The sequence below is a fragment of the Nocardiopsis sp. L17-MgMaSL7 genome (assembly GCF_003182025.1).
In the GTDB taxonomy this organism is placed as follows: domain Bacteria; phylum Actinomycetota; class Actinomycetes; order Streptosporangiales; family Streptosporangiaceae; genus Nocardiopsis; species Nocardiopsis prasina.
The window spans coordinates 230,478-249,796 of record NZ_QGTF01000001.1; the positions used below are offsets into that span (position 1 = coordinate 230,478).

At 71.5% G+C, this 19,319-nt stretch carries 14 protein-coding genes; 8 read left to right on the forward strand and 6 right to left on the reverse strand.

The window, feature by feature from the left end; translation table 11 throughout:
• Window positions 1-19: 19 nt before the first annotated feature.
• On the reverse strand, window positions 20-1,486 hold the full coding sequence (gene miaB / locus BDW27_RS01005) for a tRNA (N6-isopentenyl adenosine(37)-C2)-methylthiotransferase MiaB (RefSeq protein WP_026129571.1): 1,467 nt from the start codon (window positions 1,484-1,486) through the stop codon (window positions 20-22).
• 558 nt (window positions 1,487-2,044) lie between these two features.
• Here miaB and BDW27_RS01010 point away from each other — a divergent pair.
• The 5 genes from BDW27_RS01010 to BDW27_RS01030 all read left to right on the forward strand — a co-directional run bounded on the left by BDW27_RS01010 (window position 2,045) and on the right by BDW27_RS01030 (window position 8,069).
• A complete protein-coding gene (locus tag BDW27_RS01010; RefSeq protein ID WP_026129572.1) occupies window positions 2,045-2,788 on the forward strand; it encodes an amino acid ABC transporter ATP-binding protein in 744 nt (247 codons plus the stop codon).
• 64 nt (window positions 2,789-2,852) lie between these two features.
• Window positions 2,853-3,707: a glutamate ABC transporter substrate-binding protein gene (locus tag BDW27_RS01015; protein WP_110047835.1), complete on the forward strand. Its 855-nt coding sequence runs from the start codon at window positions 2,853-2,855 to the stop codon at window positions 3,705-3,707.
• A 79-nt stretch (window positions 3,708-3,786) separates the two neighbouring features.
• On the forward strand, window positions 3,787-4,461 hold the full coding sequence (locus BDW27_RS01020; RefSeq protein WP_110047836.1) for an amino acid ABC transporter permease: 675 nt from the start codon (window positions 3,787-3,789) through the stop codon (window positions 4,459-4,461).
• Window positions 4,458-5,699, forward strand: a complete 1,242-nt coding sequence (locus BDW27_RS01025) for an amino acid ABC transporter permease (RefSeq protein WP_110047837.1) — start codon at window positions 4,458-4,460, stop codon at window positions 5,697-5,699. Before BDW27_RS01020 ends, BDW27_RS01025 begins: the two co-directional genes overlap by 4 nt.
• Before the next feature lie 354 nt (window positions 5,700-6,053).
• Window positions 6,054-8,069, forward strand: a complete 2,016-nt coding sequence (locus BDW27_RS01030) for a prolyl oligopeptidase family serine peptidase (protein WP_370446400.1) — start codon at window positions 6,054-6,056, stop codon at window positions 8,067-8,069.
• A 98-nt stretch (window positions 8,070-8,167) separates the two neighbouring features.
• Here BDW27_RS01030 and BDW27_RS01035 read toward each other — a convergent pair whose 3' ends face one another.
• The 4 genes from BDW27_RS01035 to BDW27_RS01050 form a co-directional block, all read right to left on the reverse strand.
• Window positions 8,168-8,800, reverse strand: a complete 633-nt coding sequence (locus BDW27_RS01035) for a class I SAM-dependent methyltransferase (RefSeq protein ID WP_110047839.1) — start codon at window positions 8,798-8,800, stop codon at window positions 8,168-8,170.
• Window positions 8,801-8,899: 99 nt separating this feature from the next.
• Complete coding sequence (locus tag BDW27_RS01040) at window positions 8,900-9,493, reverse strand: regulatory protein RecX (RefSeq protein ID WP_110047840.1); 594 nt, start codon at window positions 9,491-9,493, stop codon at window positions 8,900-8,902.
• Window positions 9,486-10,658: a recombinase RecA gene (gene recA / locus BDW27_RS01045; RefSeq protein WP_233515579.1), complete on the reverse strand. Its 1,173-nt coding sequence runs from the start codon at window positions 10,656-10,658 to the stop codon at window positions 9,486-9,488. The genes BDW27_RS01040 and recA overlap by 8 nt, the downstream gene beginning before the upstream one ends.
• Window positions 10,659-10,794: 136 nt before the next feature.
• Window positions 10,795-10,989 carry a DUF3046 domain-containing protein gene (locus tag BDW27_RS01050; protein WP_026129574.1) on the reverse strand — a complete coding sequence of 65 codons (195 nt, stop codon included), beginning with the start codon at window positions 10,987-10,989 and terminating at the stop codon, window positions 10,795-10,797.
• Window positions 10,990-11,110: 121 nt separating this feature from the next.
• Here BDW27_RS01050 and BDW27_RS01055 point away from each other — a divergent pair, with 121 nt between their 5' ends.
• The 3 genes from BDW27_RS01055 (at window position 11,111) to BDW27_RS01065 (ending at window position 17,980) form a co-directional block, all read left to right on the forward strand.
• A complete protein-coding gene (locus BDW27_RS01055; RefSeq protein WP_110047842.1) occupies window positions 11,111-15,676 on the forward strand; it encodes an ATP-dependent helicase in 4,566 nt (1,521 codons plus the stop codon).
• Between the two features lie 105 nt (window positions 15,677-15,781).
• Window positions 15,782-16,261 (forward strand): GNAT family N-acetyltransferase, encoded by a 480-nt coding sequence (locus BDW27_RS01060; RefSeq protein ID WP_110047843.1) that lies wholly within the window; start codon window positions 15,782-15,784, stop codon window positions 16,259-16,261.
• A 75-nt stretch (window positions 16,262-16,336) separates the two neighbouring features.
• Entirely contained in the window at window positions 16,337-17,980 is a 1,644-nt protein-coding gene (locus BDW27_RS01065) for a serine/threonine-protein kinase (RefSeq protein WP_110047844.1), read from the forward strand.
• A gap of 103 nt (window positions 17,981-18,083) precedes the next feature.
• Here the strand turns inward: BDW27_RS01065 and BDW27_RS01070 are convergent, their stop codons facing one another.
• The gene (locus BDW27_RS01070) at window positions 18,084-19,298 is read right to left on the reverse strand and encodes an ROK family transcriptional regulator (RefSeq protein WP_110047845.1); all 1,215 of its coding nucleotides are present in this window, start codon (window positions 19,296-19,298) and stop codon (window positions 18,084-18,086) included.
• Window positions 19,299-19,319: the final 21 nt, after the last annotated feature.

Sequence of the window (19,319 nt, forward strand, 5' to 3'; positions counted from 1 at the left end):
CTCGGAAACCGGGTGCGGCTCAGGCGTCGCAGCAGCCGCCAGCGGAGGCGGGCTCCTCCGGCGGGACACCGATCCTCGGCATGCCCAGGAGCACGTCCGGCTTGGTGACCTGCACCGGCCTGCCCTGACGGGCGTCCCAGGCGTCACCGGCGCGGGTGCGGCGCAGGTGCCTGACACCGGAATCGGCAACAAGGTGGTGCGGGGCGGCGTAGGTGACCTCGACGGTGACCATGTCGCCCGGGCGCGGCTCCTCGGCGTCGCCCACGGCGAAGTGCACGAGGCGGTTGTCGGGGGCGCGGCCGGACAGGCGGCGGTGTTCGCCGTCCTTCTTTCCCTCGCCCTCGGAGACCATCAGCTCGACCTCGCGGCCGACCAGCTTCTGGTTCTCCTCCCAGGAGATCTGGTCCTGGAGCTCGACCAGCCGCTGGTAGCGCTCCTTGACGACCTCCGGCGGGATCTGGCCGTCCATGGTGGCGGCCGGGGTGCCGGGGCGCTTGGAGTACTGGAAGGTGAACGCCATCGCGAACCGGGACTCACGGACCACGTGCAGGGTCTGCTCGAAGTCCTCCTCGGTCTCACCGGGGAAGCCCACGATGATGTCCGTGGTGATGGCGGCCCGCGGCATCGCCGCGCGCACCTTCTCGACGATGCCGAGGAAGCGCTCCTGGCGGTAGGAGCGGCGCATGTCCTTGAGGACCTTGCTGGACCCGGACTGCAACGGCATGTGCAGCTGCGGCATCACGTTGGGCGTCTCGGCCATGGCCTCGATGACGTCGTCGGTGAAGTCCCGCGGGTGCGGGGAGGTGAAGCGGACCCGCTCCAGCCCCTCGATCTCACCGCAGGCGCGCAGCAGCTTGGAGAAGGCCTGGCGGTCGCCGAACTCGCTGCCGTAGGCGTTGACGTTCTGACCGAGCAGCGTCACCTCGGTGACGCCCTCGTCGACGAGGGCGCGTACCTCGGCGAGCACGTCGCCGGGGCGCCGGTCCTTCTCCTTGCCCCGCAGCGCGGGCACGATGCAGAAGGTGCAGGTGTTGTTGCAGCCGACCGAGATCGACACCCAGGCGGCGTAGGCGGACTCGCGGCGGCTCGGCAGCGTGGACGGGAAGTGCTCCAGCGCCTCGGCGATCTCGACCTGCGCCTCGCGCTGGACGCGGGCGCGCTCCAGCAGGGTGGGCAGGGAGCCGATGTTGTGGGTTCCGAACACCACGTCCACCCAGGGGGCGCGGCGCACGATCTCCCCGCGGTCCTTCTGCGCGAGGCAGCCACCCACGGCGATCTGCATCCCGGGGTTGGCGTCCTTGACCGGGCGCAGGTGTCCGAGGTTGCCGTAGAGGCGGTTGTCCGCGTTCTCACGGACCGCACAGGTGTTGAAGACGACGATGTCTGCGGTGGTGTCCTCAGCTGCGCGATCGTACCCAGCGTCCTCCAGCAGACCGGAGAGGCGCTCGGAGTCGTGGACGTTCATCTGGCAGCCGTAGGTCCGCACTTGGTAGGTACGACTCTGGCTCACCGTCCCAGGCTATCCGCTTCGCGGCGGCGCCCAGGACGCTCGTGCGGCGGCCGCTCCGAGCTCCGCCTCCCGCCTCGCGCCGCAGGCCCCCGGGACCCACCAGCGGAGCGGATTCGGTCACCGGAGGTTGTTATGGACAGGACGACGGTCCGGTTTACGGGAACGCGGCTTCCCGGTGATTTCCGTGGTGACGGCCCTGCCTTCACGGGGCTCCGGAGGTCGAAAGTCGGTTTCTGGAAATAGGGACGCTCCGTAACTCCCCCCGGCTCAGCGATCCAACCGACCGCGCCGGACTGCCAGCCTGACCTGGAGGGACGATGTGTCCAGCAAGTTAATCGGGAGTCCCGGAATCGTCACTGAGAGCGACCGATGGAAACTCTGGAGAGTGGCGCCGCCACTCCGCGCGACAGTGGCCTTCTTACACAACGAAATCGATAACGGTTTTGCGGATCACGCCGTAACAAGTCAGCTACTCCTGACTCAAGCAGCGTTTTCGTGATGACACGGCAACTTGGACCCATTAGGTTCCGATGCATGACTTCAACTCCTCTCGTCGTGCTGGAGAACGTCAACAAGCACTTCGGCGACCTGCACGTGCTCCGCGACATCGATCTGACGGTTAACTCCGGCGAGGTGGTAGTCGTCATCGGCCCGTCCGGGTCCGGCAAGTCGACGCTCTGCCGCACCATGAACCGGCTCGAGACGATCGACTCCGGTGTCATCTCCCTGGACGGCCAGCCCCTGCCCGCGGAGGGCCGTGGCCTGGCCAAGCTGCGCAGCGACGTGGGAATGGTGTTCCAGTCCTTCAACCTGTTCGCGCACAAGACCGTGCTCCAGAACGTGACGCTGGGCCCGATGAAGGTGCTCCGCAAGTCCAAGGCCGACGCCGAGGCCCGGGGTATGGAACTCCTCGACCGGGTCCGGATCGGCAACCAGGCGCACAAGTACCCCGCCCAGCTCTCCGGTGGTCAGCAGCAGCGCGTGGCCATCGCCCGTGCACTGGCCATGAACCCGAAGGTGCTCCTCTTCGACGAGCCGACCTCCGCGCTGGACCCCGAGATGGTCCAGGAGGTCCTCGACGTCATGACCGACCTCGCCAGCGAGGGCATGACCATGGTCGTGGTCACGCACGAGATGGGCTTCGCCCGCCGTGCCGCCAACCGGGTCGTCTTCATGGCCGACGGCCAGATCGTCGAGGAGAACACCCCCGACGAGTTCTTCACCAATCCCCGGTCGGAGCGGGCCCAGGACTTCCTGTCGAAGATCCTGACCCACTAGAGCCCACCGGGCTCCCCGAGATCTTCGCGTTCTTCGCACGCAGCACTAGGAAGAGGTACCCCACATGCGAGCACGTCGTTTCAACAGCCTCCTGGGCGGCGTCGCCGTCCTCGCCCTCGCTCTGACCGCCTGTGGCACCGCCGATGTCGGCGGCGAGGGTGACGGTGGCAGCGGTTCCGGCGACGGCAACGGCGGCGACACCATCACCATCGGTGTCAAGTACGACCAGCCCGGTCTGGGTCTGAGCGAGGGCGGCACCCCCGCCGGGTTCGACGTCGACGTCGCCACCTACATCGCGGGTGAGCTCGGCTACTCCCCCGACCAGATCGAGTGGACCGAGGCGGCCTCCGCCAACCGTGAGTCCTTCCTCCAGCAGGGCACGGTCGACATGATCCTCGCGACCTACTCGATCACCGACGAGCGTCGCCAGGTCGTCGACTTCGGCGGTCCGTACTACGTCGCCAAGCAGGACATCCTCACCCAGGCCGACAACTCGGACATCAACGGTCCCGAGGACCTCAGCGGCAAGGTGCTGTGCTCGGCCTCCGGCTCCCGCTCGGCGCACAACATCACCGAGGAGATGGAGGTCGACGCCGAGCTGCGCGAGGCGGGCAACTACTCCGAGTGCCTGGAGCTGCTCAGCAACGGCACCGTCGACGCCGTCACCACCGACAACACCATCCTCGCGGGCTTCGCCGCCCAGAACCCGGACAGCTTCCGGATGGTGAACAACCCGTTCGGCGAGGAGAAGTACGGCGTGGGTCTGCCCGCCGGCTCCACCGAGCGCTGCGAGGAGATCAACGAGGCCATCACCAAGATGTGGGACGACGGCTCGGCCACCGAGTACCTGGAGGAGGCCTTCGGCGCGACCGACTTCGCCTACGAGGAGTCCGTCCCCGAGCTTGAGGCCTGCGCCTAAAACCGTCATCTGACCTTGTTCGGAAGGTGGGGCCGGGACAGCCCGGCCCCACCTTCCGAGCCTTGACCGGCTGGGACCTATGGAAGCCTTTCTCAGCAACATCGACAGGGTCGTCGACGGTTTCTCATGGACCGTCCGGCTCACCCTCTTCAGTGCCGTCTTCTCATTCATCCTCGGCATCCTGCTCACCGCGATGCGGGTCTCCCCCGTCCCGCTGCTGCGCGGCCTGTCGACCGCCTACGTCGAGGGCATCCGGAACTCGCCCCTGACCCTGGTCCTGCTCTTCTGCGGCCTGGGCCTCAACAGCGCCCTCGGGCTGAGCCTGGCCGACAGCGTGGCCTGGGACGTGTTCTGGTGGGCGGTCATCGGCCTGTCCGCCTACACCGCGTGCTTCGTGTCCGAATCGCTGCGCGCGGGCATCAACACCATCCCTCTGGGCCAGGTCGAGGCTGCCCGTTCCCTGGGCCTGACCTTCACCCAGAACCTGCGCCTGATCGTCATCCCGCAGGCGCTGCGCACCGTCGTCGGTCCGCTGGGCAGCGTGCTCATCGCGCTGACCAAGAACACCACCGTCGCCTCCGTCGCGGGGCTGGGCGTCCAGGAGGCGTCCCGGGAGATGAAGCTCATGTTCGACCAGGGCATCGCCCCGGTCCTGCCGACCTTCGTCGGATTCGCGATCGGGTTCCTGATCCTGACCCTGCCGATGGGGTACTTCTTCGGCTGGCTCGCCAAGCGAGTGGCGGTGGGCCGATGAGCGCGCAGGCCGTTCTCTTCGACGCTCCGGGGCCCAAGGCCCGGGCGCGCAACCTCGTCTACACGATCATCACCGTCGCCCTCGGGCTGGTCGGTCTGGCCGTGCTGTACCTGGGGTTCAACCGGACCCTGAGCGAGCGCGAGTCACCCCTGTTCTCGGCGCAGACCTGGGCGGTCAACCCGTCGGGGCAGTGGGCCGCCGACAAGTGGGAGCCGTTCCTTCGTCCCGAGACGTGGACCGGTTACGTCCTCCCCGGTCTCCAGAACACGCTGACCGCGGCGCTGACCGCCTCGGTGCTGGCGGTGCTGTTCGGCCTGGTCTTCGGTATCGGTCGTCTCTCGGACCGCTGGTGGATCCGTATCCCGGCCGGGGCCGTCGTGGAGTTCTTCCGCGGCATCCCGCTGCTGATGCTGATCTTCTTCACGATGGCACTGCCCATCGTGGCCTGGCAGCTCTTCAACATCCCGACCGGCACCTTCCAGGTGACCGCGCTGGTCGCGGTGGTCACGGGCCTGACCCTGTACAACGGTTCGGTGCTCGCGGAGGTGTTCCGCGCGGGCATCCTCGCCGTGCCCAAGGGGCAGGCCGAGGCCGCGCAGTCCATCGGCATGAGCAAGACCCAGACGATGTGGACGATCCTCATCCCGCAGGCCATCACCTCGATGATGCCCGCGATCGTGGCGCAGCTGGTGGTCCTGCTCAAGGACTCCGCGCTGGGTTACATCATCGCCTTCCCGGAGCTGCTGCGCAGTTTCACGCTGGTGGCCACCCGGGAGAGCAACGTGATCCCCGCGGCGATCATCTGCGCGTTGATTTACATCATCATCAACCTGTCGCTGAGCCGGTTCGCGATCTGGTTGGAGCGCCGCAACGCCCGTCGGGGCAGGCCCTCCGCCAAGGCCACGGCGGCGGGCGGCGCGCCCACCGACGTGGCGGGCGCGACCGCCGGTCCCGGCGGTCAGCCCGTGACCGGCGGAGCGACGGCCCAGCCCCGGGCGGACTTCGTCGTGGTCGAGACCGAGGAGGACTCCGAACAGGACGAGCGCGATCCGCGTCCCGAGTCCGAGCCGCGCCCCGAGCCCGGTGACGACGCTTCCGGGTCCAGCGGGGACTCCGGCTCCGGTGACGACTCCGGTTCCAGTGGTGGCTCCGGTGGCGACTCCGGTTCCGGCGGTGGCTCCGGTGGCGACTCCGGTTCCGGCGGTGGCTCCGGTGGCGACGGGGGTTCGAGCTCGTAACCGAGCCCCTGGGCACACCCCCTCGACGGCCCCGTGGACGCAGCCCGAGTGCGCTCCGCGGGGCCGTCGTCGTGGGTACCACCCGCGGCTCCGCCCACTTTCGCACTTACCGCACCGGTGTCGTCGAAGGTTCACACCGCTGTCGCCGGCGCCCTGCCCGTGTGGCGGCGGCGCCGTCTGTCCACAGGCGGCCCCGTCGGGACTGCACATGAAGCCCACAGAGCACTAAGGTCGACATGTCATCTGATCACACCCACGACCCTTCCTGAGCGGGACATGTCTGAACTGTCGAGCCCCCACGGCTCCTGGCCATCACCCATCAGTGCCGGTGACGTCGCCCGAGGAGTGCGCCAGATGGCGTATCCCTCCGTCCTGGGCGACGAGGTCTGGTGGGAGGAGTACCGACCAGCCGAGGAGGGCCGCACCACGCTCGTGCGCCGGGACGCGGACGGCACCGTACGCGACCTGCTGCCCGCACCGTGGAGCGTGGGCACGCGGGTGCACGAGTACGGTGGCCGCTCCCATCTCCCGGTCCCCCGCCGTGATGACAAGGCCATCGCCCGCGTGGGCGTGGTCTTCGCCAATTCCGAGGACCAGCGGCTCTACCTGCTCGAACGCGGAGCCAGGGAGCCCGTCCCGCTGACCCCCGAACCCGCCTCCCCCGGGGCTCTTCGGTACGCCGACCCGGCGCTGGGCGCCGACGGCAAACACCTGCTGTGCGTGCGGGAACAGCACGTCGACGGCACCGTGCGCCGCTCCATCGTGACGGTTCCCCTCTCGGGCCGGGGCGCTCACGACCCGTCCGCGATCCGCGAGCTGGTCTCCGGAGCGCACTTCTACGCCTCCCCCACGGTCTCACCGGACGGCACCCACCTGGCCTACGTGCGCTGGAACCACCCGAGGATGCCCTGGGACGGCACGGAGCTGCGGGTGGGCGACCTCACCGAGAACGGCCTGATCGGCGAGTACACGCTTAAGGGCGGGGTGGACGAGTCCGTGCTCGCCCCCGTCTGGGCGAACGACTCCACGCTGTACCTGGCCTCGGACTGGCCCGGCTTCTGGAACCTGTACCAGGCCGGGCTGAAGGGCCAGGCCATCGCCCTCTACCCGGCCGAGGAGGAGTTCCACTCCCCGCCGTGGCGTCTGGGCGACCGCTGTTTCCGTCTGTTGGAAGACGGGCGGATCGTGACCCTGCACGGCGACACCGCGATGCGGCCGAGCGTGTACGACCCCGACACCCTGGACCTGGAGCCGGTCACCACCGAGCTGACCTCGTGGTCCCACCTGGACTCGGACGGCACCAGCGTGGTGGCCATCGCGGCCTCCGCGGACACCGCCGGGTGCCTGGTGCGGCTCGACCCGGACCGCCGTACCGTCGAGGTGCTGGTGCGCGGGGCCGAGGAACCCGTCGACCCCGCCTACCTTCCCGTCCCCCGCCAGGAGACGCTGCCCGGCCGTTACGGGGCGACGGTGCACGCCAACGTGTACCCGCCCACCAACCCCGAGGTCTCCTCGGACGGGCCGGCGCCCTACGTGGTGTGGGCGCACGGCGGGCCGGTGGGGCAGGCCACGCGCTCGCTGGACCTGGTCAAGGCCTACTTCACCAGCCGTGGGATCGGTGTCGTGGACGTGGACTACGGCGGTTCCACGGGTTACGGGCGCTCCTACCGCAAGCGCCTGCACAAGCAGTGGGGCGCGGTGGACGTCGAGGACTGCACCGCGGCCGCTCGGGCCCTGGTGGATCGTGGTCTGGCAGACCCCGAGCGTCTGGCCATCCGGGGCCCGAGCGCGGGCGGCCTCACCGCCCTGCTCGCCCTGACCGGTGACACCTTCGCCTGCGGGGTGTCGTACTTCGGCGTCGCGGACCTGCTGGGGCTGGTCAAGACCACCCACGACTTCGAGTCGCGTTTCACGGACACGCTGGTCGGCACCCTGCCGGGGTTCGTGGAGACCTACCGGGAGCGGTCGCCGATCAACCGGATCAGTGAGATCGGGGTCCCCGTCCTTCTGCTCCAGGGGTTGGAGGACAAGGTGGTCACCCCGGACCAGGCGAGCCGTATGGCCGCCGGGCTGAGCAGGCGCCAGGTGCCCTACGCGCTGCTGGAGTTCGAGGGCGAGGCCCACGGGTTCCGGTCCGAGGGCGCGCGCGTGCGCTCCCTGGAGGCGGAGCTGGCCTTCTACGCGGGGGTGTTCGGTTTCGCGCCGGACGTGGCCCCGTTGGAGCTCACCACGGAACCTCCCGAACCGCGCGCCGAGGACCCCGAGATCGACATCCCCGTCGCGGAGCAGCTTCCCGAGGTGACCCCGGAGTCCGGTGTGACCGCCGGGACCGGTGAGCCGGTGGTCCGGGAGCACACGGAACCGTCCTGACCGCCACGACCCGACCGGGTGCGGGAGGCGCGGTGTTCGCCTCCGCCCCGCCGGAGCGGGTCCGTCAGGGAGCGGTCCGCCCACGGTCGCCTCGGCGATCACCGGTCGAGGCGGGCCAACAGGTGGGCGTCGAGGAAGCCCCGTTCGGAGGCCGGATCATGGATGAGCCGGGCGAACACGGTGAGACCGGCCTCAGCCAGCAGTCCGGCGAACCGGTCCACCGGCCAGCTGTGAGCGGGGGCCACCTTGTGGTCGAAGCGGACCGGCTCGGGCCCGTCGGTGGCGAAGAACGAGACCAGGAGCAGACCCCCGGGCGCCAGTACGCGCACCTGCTCGTCCAGGAGCGCCGGCAGTTCTCCGGGCGGGGTGTGGATCATGGAGTAGTGGGCCAGTACACCGCCGAGCGCGTCGTCCTCGACCGGCAGGGTCTCCATCCGGGCCTCGTCGAACCGCAGGGAGGGGTACGCCCGCCGTGCGTGGGCGACCATGGCCGGGGAGAGGTCCAGGCCGAAGGCGTCCAGTCCCAGGTCGTTCAGCATGGCCGTCAGATGTCCGGGCCCGCACCCGACGTCGGCCGCCAGCGGGTTCCCCGTCCCGCGCACCAGCTCGGCGAAGGTGCCGATCATGTTCCGCGAGAACGGCTGTGTCTCCAACCGCCCCGCGAACATCGACGCGTACAGCTCGACGACCCCGTCGTAGGCGGCCCTGGTCTTGTCCTGGTGTTCCGTCACAGAAGAGGAAGCTAGCACCCGCGTAGCTTCGCGGTGCCCCCGGGCCGAAACGGCCCTGCCCGCCTGTGCCACGGGTTCGGCGGGGTTGCTGAGTGGGCGCTAGAAGTCGGGGGGGTCCGGGTCGGCCTCCAGGCCTTCCTGTTCCATCTCCTCACGGACGATGCGGTAGGACAGGCCCCCCGGGTAGCCCTTGCGGGCCAGGACGCCCAGGGCACGGCGGACGCGGGCCTCCTTCTCCTTGCTGCGGCTCCCGCGCAGGCTCTTGCGGGCCAGCGCGCGGGCGGCCTCCTGCTCGTCCTCGTCGCTGACCTCGGCGACCGCCTCACGGACGGTCTCCTCCTCCACTCCCCGGGTGCGCAGCTCCTGGGTCAGGGCACGGCGGGACAGGTGCCTGCCGTACTGCCGGGAGGTGACCCAGGCCTGGGCGAAGGCGGCGTCGTCGATCAGCCCGGCCTCGTCGAGGCCGTTGAGGACCCCCTCCACCACCTCGTCCGGGTACTCCCTGCGGTGCAGGGAGCGCTCCAGCTGGGCCCGGGTGCGCGGTGAGTGGGTGAGCATCCGCAGGACCAGGTTCCTGGCCTTGTTCTCGAGGTCCGCTCCGGGCTGCCCGCCCGGAGCGGTCTCCTCGTCGGCGCTCACCGGATCGGCCTCGGCCGGTCCGGTGCGGTCGGGTGACCGGCGCCGCTCACGCATCCGGGGCGGCGGCCTTGGTGGTCTTGGCCGCGGCGCGCTTGGCGGGGGCCTTGGGCTCCTCGGCCTTGACCGGGTCGGCCTTGGGCTCGGCGGGGCTGGAGGCGCTGGAGGCGCTGTCGTCACCCTGTCCGGGGATGCCCAGCTTCTCCTTGATCTTCTTCTCGATCTCCTTGGCCACGTCCACGTTCTCGCGCAGGAAGTTCCGGGCGTTCTCCTTGCCCTGCCCGAGCTGGGTGCCGTCGTAGGTGTACCAGGCGCCGGACTTGCGCACGATGGCGTGCTCCACGCCCAGGTCGATGAGGCTGCCCTCGCGGGAGACGCCGACACCGTAGAGGATGTCGAACTCCGCCTGCTTGAAGGGCGGCGCGACCTTGTTCTTGACGACCTTGACGCGGGTACGGTTGCCGACCGCGTCGGTGCCGTCCTTGAGCGTCTCGATGCGGCGTACGTCCAGGCGGACCGAGGCGTAGAACTTCAGCGCCTTGCCACCGGTGGTGGTCTCCGGCGAGCCGAACATGACGCCGACCTTCTCGCGGAGCTGGTTGATGAAGATCGCGGTGGTGCCGGTGGAGTGCAGGGCACCGGCGATCTTGCGCAGCGCCTGGGACATGAGCCGGGCCTGGAGGCCGACGTGGCTGTCGCCCATCTCGCCCTCGATCTCGGCGCGGGGCACCAGGGCCGCCACGGAGTCGATCACGATGATCGAGACGGCGCCGGAGCGGATGAGCATGTCGACGATCTCCAGCGCCTGCTCACCGGTGTCCGGCTGGGACAGGAGGAGGTTGTCGGTGTCGACGCCGATCTTCTTGGCGTACTCGGGGTCGAGCGCGTGCTCGGCGTCGACGAAGGCGGCGATGCCGCCCATCTTCTGGGCGCTGGCCACCGCGTGCAGGGCGACGGTGGTCTTACCGCTGGACTCGGGGCCGTAGACCTCGACGACCCGGCCCTTGGGCAGGCCTCCGATGCCCAGGGCGACGTCCAGCGCGATGGCGCCGGTGGGGATCGCCTCGATCGGCGGACGGTCGTCGTCCCCCAGCCGCATGACGGAGCCCTTGCCGAACTGCCGCTCGATCTGCGCGAGCGCTGTTTCGAGAGCCTTGTCTCGGTCTCCAGATGCCACGGGATTCCCCTGTTGGGTTGATGCCTTTTTCTTCATGATGCGCATGACGCTACGCGGTCGGTACGACAATCGCGACGCTCCACGTCCGCCCACCGAGAACCCAGACTACCCGAACTCATGTTCGAAATCCGGTACGAACCCCCGGCGTCTCGGTTTTTACGTGTGTGGGGAGGAGGCCGGCTCAGCGGACGGAGGCGGGAAGGTCGAACGCGTCACACACGGCCCGCCACACCTCCTTGGCCGAGGTCCCGTCGGCCAGCGCCTGGTTGACCGTACGGGAGCCGAGCTTCTCGATGACGTAGTCCTTGGCCAGGCTGTCCGCGTAGGCCTCGCCGAACTGGGCGTGCATGTTGTGCCAGAAAACAGTGAGTCTCATCGGCCCCAGTATGGGTGACCGGAGGGAGCCGCTGGGCCTCGTCCACAGGACGAGTTCCCGCCGGTCCGCGGTCCCGGGTGTCCTGCGGCGATCTGTCGGACCCCTTGGGCAGACTGGTGCGATGAGCGGAGCGACCGACCCCCTGGCACCCTTCGGCACGGCGACCCGGGCCTGGTTCGGTCGGGCCTTCCCGGACGGGCCCACGGCCGCCCAGACCGAGGCCTGGCGGACGGTCGCCTCCGGCCGGGACACACTGGTGGTGGCGCCGACCGGCTCGGGCAAGACGCTGTCGGCCTTCCTGTGGTCCCTGGACCGGCTCACCCACGCCCCGGTGCCGACGGACCGCTCGAAGCGCTGCCGGGTCCTGTACGTGTCGCCGCTCAAGGCCCTGGCCGTGGACGTGGAGCGCAACCTCCGCCAGCCGCTCGCGGGGATCGCCACGGCCGCCGAGGGCGGTGGGGAGGTCCTGTCACCGGTCACCGTGGGGGTGCGCACCGGCGACACCCCCGCCCAGGAGCGGCGCCGGATGGCCACCCATCCCCCGGACGTCCTCATCACCACACCCGAGTCCCTCTTCCTGGTCCTGACCTCCAGGGCCCGTGAGGGCCTCTCCGGGGTGGAGACGGTCATCGTGGACGAGGTGCACGCCCTGGCCGGGACCAAGCGCGGCGCCCACCTGGCACTGAGCCTGGAGCGCCTGTCCGCCCTGCTGGACCGCCCGGCCCAGCGGATCGGCCTGTCCGCCACGGTTCGTCCGAGGGAGACCGTCGCCGCCTACCTGAGCGGCACCGGTCAGGGCGCCACCGGAACCGGCGGCGCCGTGATCGTGGCCCCGCCGGACACCCCCCGCATGGATCTGCGCGTGGAGGCGTCCGTGCCCGATCTGGACGAACCCGGGAGCCCGGCCGCCACGGCCGAGGGCCTGTCCCCGGACCCGCGCGCGGGCAACACCATGAGCCGGGGCTCGGTCTGGCCGCACATGGAGCGCCGGGTGCTGGATCTGGTCGAGGCCAACCGCTCCACCATCGTGTTCACCAACGGCCGCCGCACCGCCGAGAAGCTGTGTGCCCGGCTCAACGACCTCCACGCCGAACGCGTCGACGGAACCCTCCCCGACGAGGAGGTGGCCGCCCAGGTGATCGGCCAGTCCGAGCAGAGCCGGGGCGGGGCGCCGGTGATCGCGCGCGCCCACCACGGCTCCGTGTCCAAGGCCGAGCGGGAGCTCATCGAGGACGACCTCAAGGCGGGGCGGCTGCGGTGTGTGGTGGCCACCTCCAGCCTCGAACTCGGGGTGGACATGGGCGCGGTGGACCTGGTGGTGCAGGTGGCCGCTCCCCCGTCGGTGGCCAGCGGCCTCCAGCGGGTCGGCCGCGCGGGCCACCAGGTGGGCGAGACCTCACGCGGGGTGTTCCTGCCGCAGTACCGGGGCGACCTGCTGGCGACCACCGTGGTGACAGAACGCATGCGCGCGGGCGGGATCGAACGGCTGGAGATGCCTCGCGACCCCCTGGACGTGCTGTCGCAGCAGGTCGTGGCCATGGTGGCGATGGACGACTGGACGGTGCCCGGGCTCGCGGCGCTGGTGCGACGCGCGGCGCCCTTCGCGGACCTGAGCGACGCGGTACTGGAGTCGGTGCTGGACATGCTGTCGGGCCGCTACCCCTCGGACGAGTTCGCCGAGCTGCGCCCGCGCCTGGTGTGGGACCGGGACGAGGACGTGCTGCGGTCGCGGCCGGGCGCTCAGCGGCTGGCGGTGATCAGCGGCGGCACCATCCCGGACCGGGGCTTGTACGGAGTGCACCTGGCCTCGGAGTCGACGAGCAGGGCGCCGACCCGCGTCGGTGAGCTGGACGAGGAGATGGTCTACGAGTCCCGTGTGGGCGACGTGTTCGTGCTGGGTTCGACCTCGTGGCGGATCGAGGCGATCACCGCTGACCGCGTGATGGTCTCCCCCGCACCGGGACGGCCGGGTCGGATGCCGTTCTGGAAGGCGGACGCGCTCGGCCGCCCGGCGGAACTGGGCCGTGCGGTGGGCGCGATGACCCGTCAGCTTGCCGAACGCGACCAGGTGGCGGGGCGTGAGCTGGCCACGACCGCCGGGCTGGACGACTGGGCCGCCGACAACCTCGTGGAGTACGTGGCCGACCAGCGGGAGGCGACCGGGAGCGTGCCCGACGACCGCACGGTGGTGATCGAGCGCTTCCGCGACCAGGTGGGCGACTGGCGCGCGGTGGTGCACTCACCGCTGGGGGCCCGGGTGCACGCGCCGTGGGCGCTGGCGATCGCCGGTCGGGCCCGGGAACGGTTCGGGACGGACGCCCAGGTGGTGCACGGTGACGACGGGATCGTGCTGCGGCTGCCGGACGTGGAGTCGGGCGGCATTCTGCGGGCGGGTGAGCTGGCCGACCTGGTGTCGTTGGACCCGGAGACCGTGGAGGCCGTGGTCACCGACGAGCTCACCGGGTCGGCGCTGTTCGCGTCCCGGTTCCGCGAGTGCGCGGCGCGGGCGCTGCTGTTGCCCCGCCAGCGCCCGGACCGGCGGATGCCGTTGTGGCAGCAGCGGTTGCGGGCCCAGCACCTGTTGTCGGTGGCGGGCCGCTACGGGTCGTTCCCGATCGTGTTGGAGACGGTGCGCGAGTGTCTGCGGGACGTGTTCGACGTGCCCGCGCTCGCGGAGGTGCTCACCGACGTCCGGGCGCGCCGGATGAGGGTGGTGGAGGTGGAGACCCCGCAGGCCTCGCCGTTCGCCCGGTCGCTGCTGATGGAGTACACGGCGGCCTTCCTGTACGAGGGGGACGCCCCCGCCGCCGAACTGCGCGCGCAGGCGCTCACCCTGGACGCGTCGCTGTTGGCGGACCTGCTGGGCGGCGCGGACCTGCGGGAGCTGCTGGATCCGGAGGTGGTGGAACACACCGACGCCCTGTTGCAGCGGACCGCCGCACCGGTGCGGGACCTGGAGGGTGCGGCCGACCTGCTGCGGGAGGTGGGGCCGCTGACCACCGCCGAGGCGGTCGAGCGGGGTGCGCGGCGGGAGTGGCTGGAGGAGCTGGAGGGCGCCGGTCGCGTGGTGCGGATGCGGGTGGCCGGGGCCGAGCGGTGGTGCGCGGTGGAGGACGCGGCCCGGCTGCGCGACGCCCTGGGCGCCGAGCCGCCGCCCGGGGTCCCGGAAGTGTTCCTGGAACCGGTGGCGGAGCCGGTGGTGGACCTGGTGTCCCGGTACGCGCGCACGCACGCGCCGTTCACCTCGGCGGAGGCCGCCGGACGGCTGGGGCTGGGCCGTGAGGTGGTGGAGGGCGCCCTGCGGGAGCTGTCCGGGCGCGGCCGGGTGGCCCGGGGCGGGTTCCGGCCCGGCGGCAGCGGTACCGAGTGGTGCGACGACGACGTGCTGCGCCGTCTGCGGCGGGGTTCGGTCGCCCGGTTGCGCAGGGAGGTCGAGCCGGTCGAGCCCCGGGCGCTGGCCCGGTTCGCGCCGCTGTGGCAGCGGGCGGTCCCCGACGCGCGCCTGCGCGGACCGGACGCGGTGTTCGAGGCGGTGGAGTCGCTGCGCGGTGCCCCGTTGGTGGCCTCGTCCCTGGAGTCGACGGTGCTGGCCACCAGGGTGGAGGGTTACGCCCCCGTGGCCCTGGACTCGCTCACCCAGGCCGGGGAGGTCGTGTGGGCGGGGACCGGGGCACTGCCGGGTGAGGACGGCTGGTTGACGCTGGTCCCGGCGGACGAGGCTCCGCTGCTGCTGCCCGATCCGGTCCCGCCGGAGGAGGGTTCGCTCGCCGAGACCGTCCTGGGGGTGCTGCGGGAGGGCGGGGCGCTGTTCTTCCGGGACGTGTCCGACCGCGTCGCCCGCGCCATGGACGGGGCGGTGGTCTCCGACGCGGACCTGGTGGCGGCCGTGTGGCGACTGGTGTGGGCGGGGTGCGTCACCAACGACACCCTGGCCCCGCTGCGTGCCGTGCTGGGAGCGGGCCCCGTCACGCGGAGCGGCTCCTCCCGGGCCCGGCGGCGCCCGGTCATGCCCACGCGGTCCGGTCCCCCCACGGCGGCGGGCCGCTGGTCGGCCCTGCCGGTCCCCGACCCGGACCCGACCCGCCGCACGTTGGCGCGGGTGGAGGCGCGGCTCGAACGTGACGGGATCCTGCTCAAGGGGCAGCAGGGGCGGGGCATCTCCTCGGACGAGTACCGGGTGCTGCGCTCCATGGAGGAGGCGGGTCGGGTGCGCCGCGGCTACTTCGTGGAGGGGTTGGGCGGTGCGCAGTTCGCGCTGCCCGGCGCGGTGGACCGGCTGCGGGCGCTGTCCGATGAGGAGCCCGGCGGTCCGACGCCGCCCGTGGTGCTGGCCGCCACGGATCCCGCCAACCCGTACGGTGCCGCGCTGTCCTGGCCCGCGGGCTCGGCGGGTGTGGAGGCGTCCCACCGGCCTGGCCGGGTGGCGGGCGCGCTGGTGGTGCTGGACGGCGGTCGGCTGACCCTGTTCGTGGGTCGGGGCGGCCGGTCGGTGCTCACCTTCGGTTCCACCCCGGCGCTGCTGGGGCGGGCGGCCCGCACGGTGGCGGAGCTGGTGCTCTCGGGCGCCGTGGAGTCGTTGACGGTGGAACGCGCGGACGGTGCGGAGGTGTTCGGCACCCCGGTGGACACGGCCCTGGTCTCGGCCGGGTTCCACGTCACCCCGAAGGGGCTGCGGCTGCGGCGTTGAGTGCGGAGGAATCCACTGGCATGGGAGCCGGGTGGTGCGCGAGGATCACCCTCGTTCGCACGAATCCGCACGCAGGAGGTGGCCTTGCCACTCGTCATCCGTCCCATGAGGCCCGAGGACACCAACGCCCTGGTGGAGGTGTCCCTGGCCGCGGACACGCTGTTCGCCGAAGCCGGGCTCGACCTCCCGCCGGACGACCCCCGGGAGATGCTCGACCACGTGGAGCGGGTCCTGGTGGCCGTCACCGGCCAGGGCGTGTGTGGCCTGGCCGCCACGGTCACCCTGGACGGCGCCGTCCACCTCGAACAGCTCGCCGTCCACCCCGACCACGGTCGGCGCGGGATCGGAGGGGCGCTCCTGGAGGCCGTCTGCGCCCGCGCGCGGGAGGACGGGCACGGGCGGGTCACCCTCACCACCTTCCGGGACCTGCCCTGGAACGGCCCCTGGTACGCGTGTCGGGGCTTCGAGGAGCTGCCGCGGGCGGAGTGGGGCCCCGAGTTGGAGCGGCAGTGGGAGGCCGAGGAACGGGCGGGGATCATGGTCCGCCCCAGGCTCGCGATGGCGCGGCCGCTCGGGGACGGCTGACGGGCGGGCCCGCACCTGTCCCGGGAGGACCACCTTCGCTTTCGTCCCGCTTCGCGGTTTTGAGAGAATGGGTCCATGCACCCCACCGATCCCCCGGACCCCTCGGGCCCCACCGCGAACCTCAACCAGCCCTCCCCGCGCGGGTCGGTCGGTCGTTACACGTTCCTGGGGGAGCTGGGCAGCGGGGCCATGGGCACGGTGTGGCGCGCCCACGACACCGGCCTGAACCGGGAGGTGGCGGTCAAGGAGGTCCACCTCCCCCACGACATGCCCCCTCGTGAGCGTGAACGCGCCCGCGCCCGGATGGTGCGCGAGGCCCAGGCGGCGGCGCGTGTCTCCCACCCGTCGGTGGTGACCGTGCACGACGTCCTGGACGAGGGCGGGATCACGTACATCGTCATGGAGCTGCTGGACGGTGAGTCGCTGCGGGAGCGGCTCAGGCGCGCGGGCCCCCTGCCCGAGGCCGAGGTCGAACGGATCGCCCGCCCCCTGCTGGGCGCTCTGTGGGCCGCCCACCGGGCCGGGGTGATCCACCGCGACGTCAAGCCCGCCAACATCATGCTGAGCGAGGGCGGTGCCCGGCCGGTCCTGACCGACTTCGGCATCGCCAACCTGCCCGACCACGAGGGCACGGCGCTGACCGGCACCGGGACCATTCTCGGCACGGCCGCCTACGCGGCTCCCGAACGGCTGGAGGACGACGAGACCAGCGCGGTCTCGGACCTGTGGAGTCTGGGAGCCACCCTGTTCGCGGCGCTGGCCGGGGATTCCCCGTTCAAGCGGGACACGCTCACCTCGACCCTCACCGCGGTGCTCACGCAGCCCGTCCCACAGGTGCCCGCCCGTGGCCCGGTGGCCGCCGTGGTGAACGGGCTGCTGGTGCGGGACCCGCGGCGGCGCCTGCTCCCGGAGCGGGCGTTGGCGCTGCTCGACTCCCAGGCTTCCGGCCCCCATGCGCCCCCCGTGCGCCAGGCGCCACCGGTGGCGCCACCGACTCCCCCGGCCGCCCGCCCACGGCGTTCCCGTGCTCCGCTGTGGATCGGCGCCGCCGCGCTCGCGGCCCTGCTGGTGATGGGCGTTCTCACCCTCCCGGCTCTGCTGAACAGCGGGTACGGGCCCGACGCGGGGAGCGCGTCCCTGGAGGAACCGGCACCCGAGCCGAGCGGTGACCCCTCGGACTCCGCCACCGACCACGACCCCGAGCCCTCCGACGACGCTCCCGAGGGGTTCGTCCGCCTCAGTGACGGCGTGGTCGAACTCGTCATGCCGCAGGACTGGGTGGTGCGCGACGGGGACCTCCAGGGCGGCGGCGAGTCGGCCACCCGCCTGTCGTCCTACGAGCTGGGGACCGGTGAGGAGGACGCGACCGCCACGGTCATCGCCACCGAGTACGACTTCCTGGTCCGCGACGCCGAGGGCTCCATGGTGCGGATGGAGGAGCTGCTCCAGGAGGACGAGGACTTCAGCGACGTCCGACAGCAGCGGCTGGAGACCGAGGAGCTGGGGGCCGGGGTCCGGAGCGCCGTCTACGAGGTGCTGTTCCGTCACGAGGAGCGCGACTCCCCGGAGCGGTGGATGTTCACCCGCGAGGTCAGCGACGACAACCGGGGGATCGCCTACCGGATCAGCTTCAACTTCCCCGCGGACCTCCGTGGCGACCACCAGGACGAGTTCCAGGCGGTGATCGACTCCTTCGGTCCCGACACCGACGAGGACTGACACTCCGAGGACTGCCGATCCCGAGGAGGCCAGCGCTGGTTGGGGACGCGGCCGCGCGCCCCGGCGGGTGAGGGTGCCGGGGCGCGCGGGCGGCGGGCGGAGTTCAGACCGTCGAGGAGAAGACCTCGTCGCGGGCGCGCTCCAGGGCGTGCAGGAGGGCGCCCCGCACCACCGGACTGCCCTCGACGGTGCCCATGGCCACCTCGGTGACGTTGGGGGCTATCCGGGCGGTGGCCGCCTGGACCCGCTCGGCGAGCCTGGGACCGCCCGCCTTCGCGACGTCGCCGCCCAGGACCACCAGCCCCGGGTCGATGATCACGCTGACCGCCGCCACGCCCCGGGCCAGCCGGTCGGCGAAGGCGTCGAGGAAGGCGTCGCCCTCGGGACTGTCGCTGCCCGAAGCGGCCGCCACGACCTCGGTGACGTCGTCGCCGAGGATGCCGTGCTCGGCGGCGAGCTGGACCACCTGCTTGGCCTTGACCAGCGCCTGGAAGCCGTGCGGCAGCTCCCGGTCGCCCTGGGCCACATGGGACTCGTACCCTCCGGACAGGCCGACGTCGACCGGCATGGGGGCGCCGGGCACCGGCAGGTAGCCGATCTCCCCCGCGCCTCCGGAGCGGCCCCGGAGGATGCGGCCGTCGATCATCGTGGACATGCCGACTCCGCCCGCCGCGCTGAGCCAGATCAGCACGAACTCGTCCGCGCCCTCGGCCGCGCCCTCGGAGTACTCGGCCAGCGCGGCCAGGTTCACGTCGTTCTCCAGCATGACCGAGCGCTTGAGGTCGGTGCGCAGAGCCTCCAGGACCCCCTCGTGCCAGGACATGAGGTCGAAGGAGAACCGGATGTCTCCGGTGCGCGGGTCGACCACGCCGGGCGTGCCGATCACACAGGCGCGGACCTTGTCGAGGGGGACCTCGGCGGTCTCGGCCAACCGCATCACGGCGGTGTGCACCAGCGCGACGGGGTCGTCGGAGGCGCTGGGGTCGACCGTGACGTCGCTGATGATCCGGCCGGTGATGTCGGCGATGGTGGCGGTGACCCGCCCCGCGCTGACATCGAGGGCCGCCACGTAGGCGCTCTCCGGAACAACCGCGTAGAGGGCCGCGTTGGGCCCCCTGCCCCCGGCCTGGCTGCCGACGACCCGTACGAGGTCGCGCTCCTCCAGCCGGGAGAGGAGCTGGGAGGCCGTCACCTTGGACAGGCCCGTCCTCGTTCCGAGTTGGGTCCTCGTCAGAGGACCGCCGGACAAGAGGAGTTCCAGTGCCGCGCGATCGTTGAGCTGGCGCAGCAGCCGGGGAGTCCCCGGACGTTGAGACATAACCGTGACACCTCACCCTGT

What these genes read in the sequence shown, in the direction of transcription:
- BDW27_RS01010 (WP_026129572.1), top strand. Translation starts at nt 2,045, where the DNA reads ATGACTTCAACTCCTCTCGTCGTGCTGGAGAACGTCAACAAGCACTTC.
- BDW27_RS01015 (WP_110047835.1), top strand. Translation starts at nt 2,853, where the DNA reads ATGCGAGCACGTCGTTTCAACAGCCTCCTGGGCGGCGTCGCCGTCCTC.
- BDW27_RS01020 (WP_110047836.1), top strand. Translation starts at nt 3,787, where the DNA reads ATGGAAGCCTTTCTCAGCAACATCGACAGGGTCGTCGACGGTTTCTCA.
- BDW27_RS01025 (WP_110047837.1), top strand. Translation starts at nt 4,458, where the DNA reads ATGAGCGCGCAGGCCGTTCTCTTCGACGCTCCGGGGCCCAAGGCCCGG.
- BDW27_RS01030 (WP_370446400.1), top strand. Translation starts at nt 6,054, where the DNA reads ATGGCGTATCCCTCCGTCCTGGGCGACGAGGTCTGGTGGGAGGAGTAC.
- BDW27_RS01040 (WP_110047840.1), bottom strand. Translation starts at nt 9,493, where the DNA reads ATGCGTGAGCGGCGCCGGTCACCCGACCGCACCGGACCGGCCGAGGCC.
- recA (WP_233515579.1), bottom strand. Translation starts at nt 10,658, where the DNA reads ATGCGCATCATGAAGAAAAAGGCATCAACCCAACAGGGGAATCCCGTG.
- BDW27_RS01050 (WP_026129574.1), bottom strand. Translation starts at nt 10,989, where the DNA reads ATGAGACTCACTGTTTTCTGGCACAACATGCACGCCCAGTTCGGCGAG.
- BDW27_RS01055 (WP_110047842.1), top strand. Translation starts at nt 11,111, where the DNA reads ATGAGCGGAGCGACCGACCCCCTGGCACCCTTCGGCACGGCGACCCGG.
- BDW27_RS01060 (WP_110047843.1), top strand. Translation starts at nt 15,782, where the DNA reads ATGAGGCCCGAGGACACCAACGCCCTGGTGGAGGTGTCCCTGGCCGCG.
- BDW27_RS01065 (WP_110047844.1), top strand. Translation starts at nt 16,337, where the DNA reads ATGCACCCCACCGATCCCCCGGACCCCTCGGGCCCCACCGCGAACCTC.
- BDW27_RS01070 (WP_110047845.1), bottom strand. Translation starts at nt 19,298, where the DNA reads ATGTCTCAACGTCCGGGGACTCCCCGGCTGCTGCGCCAGCTCAACGAT.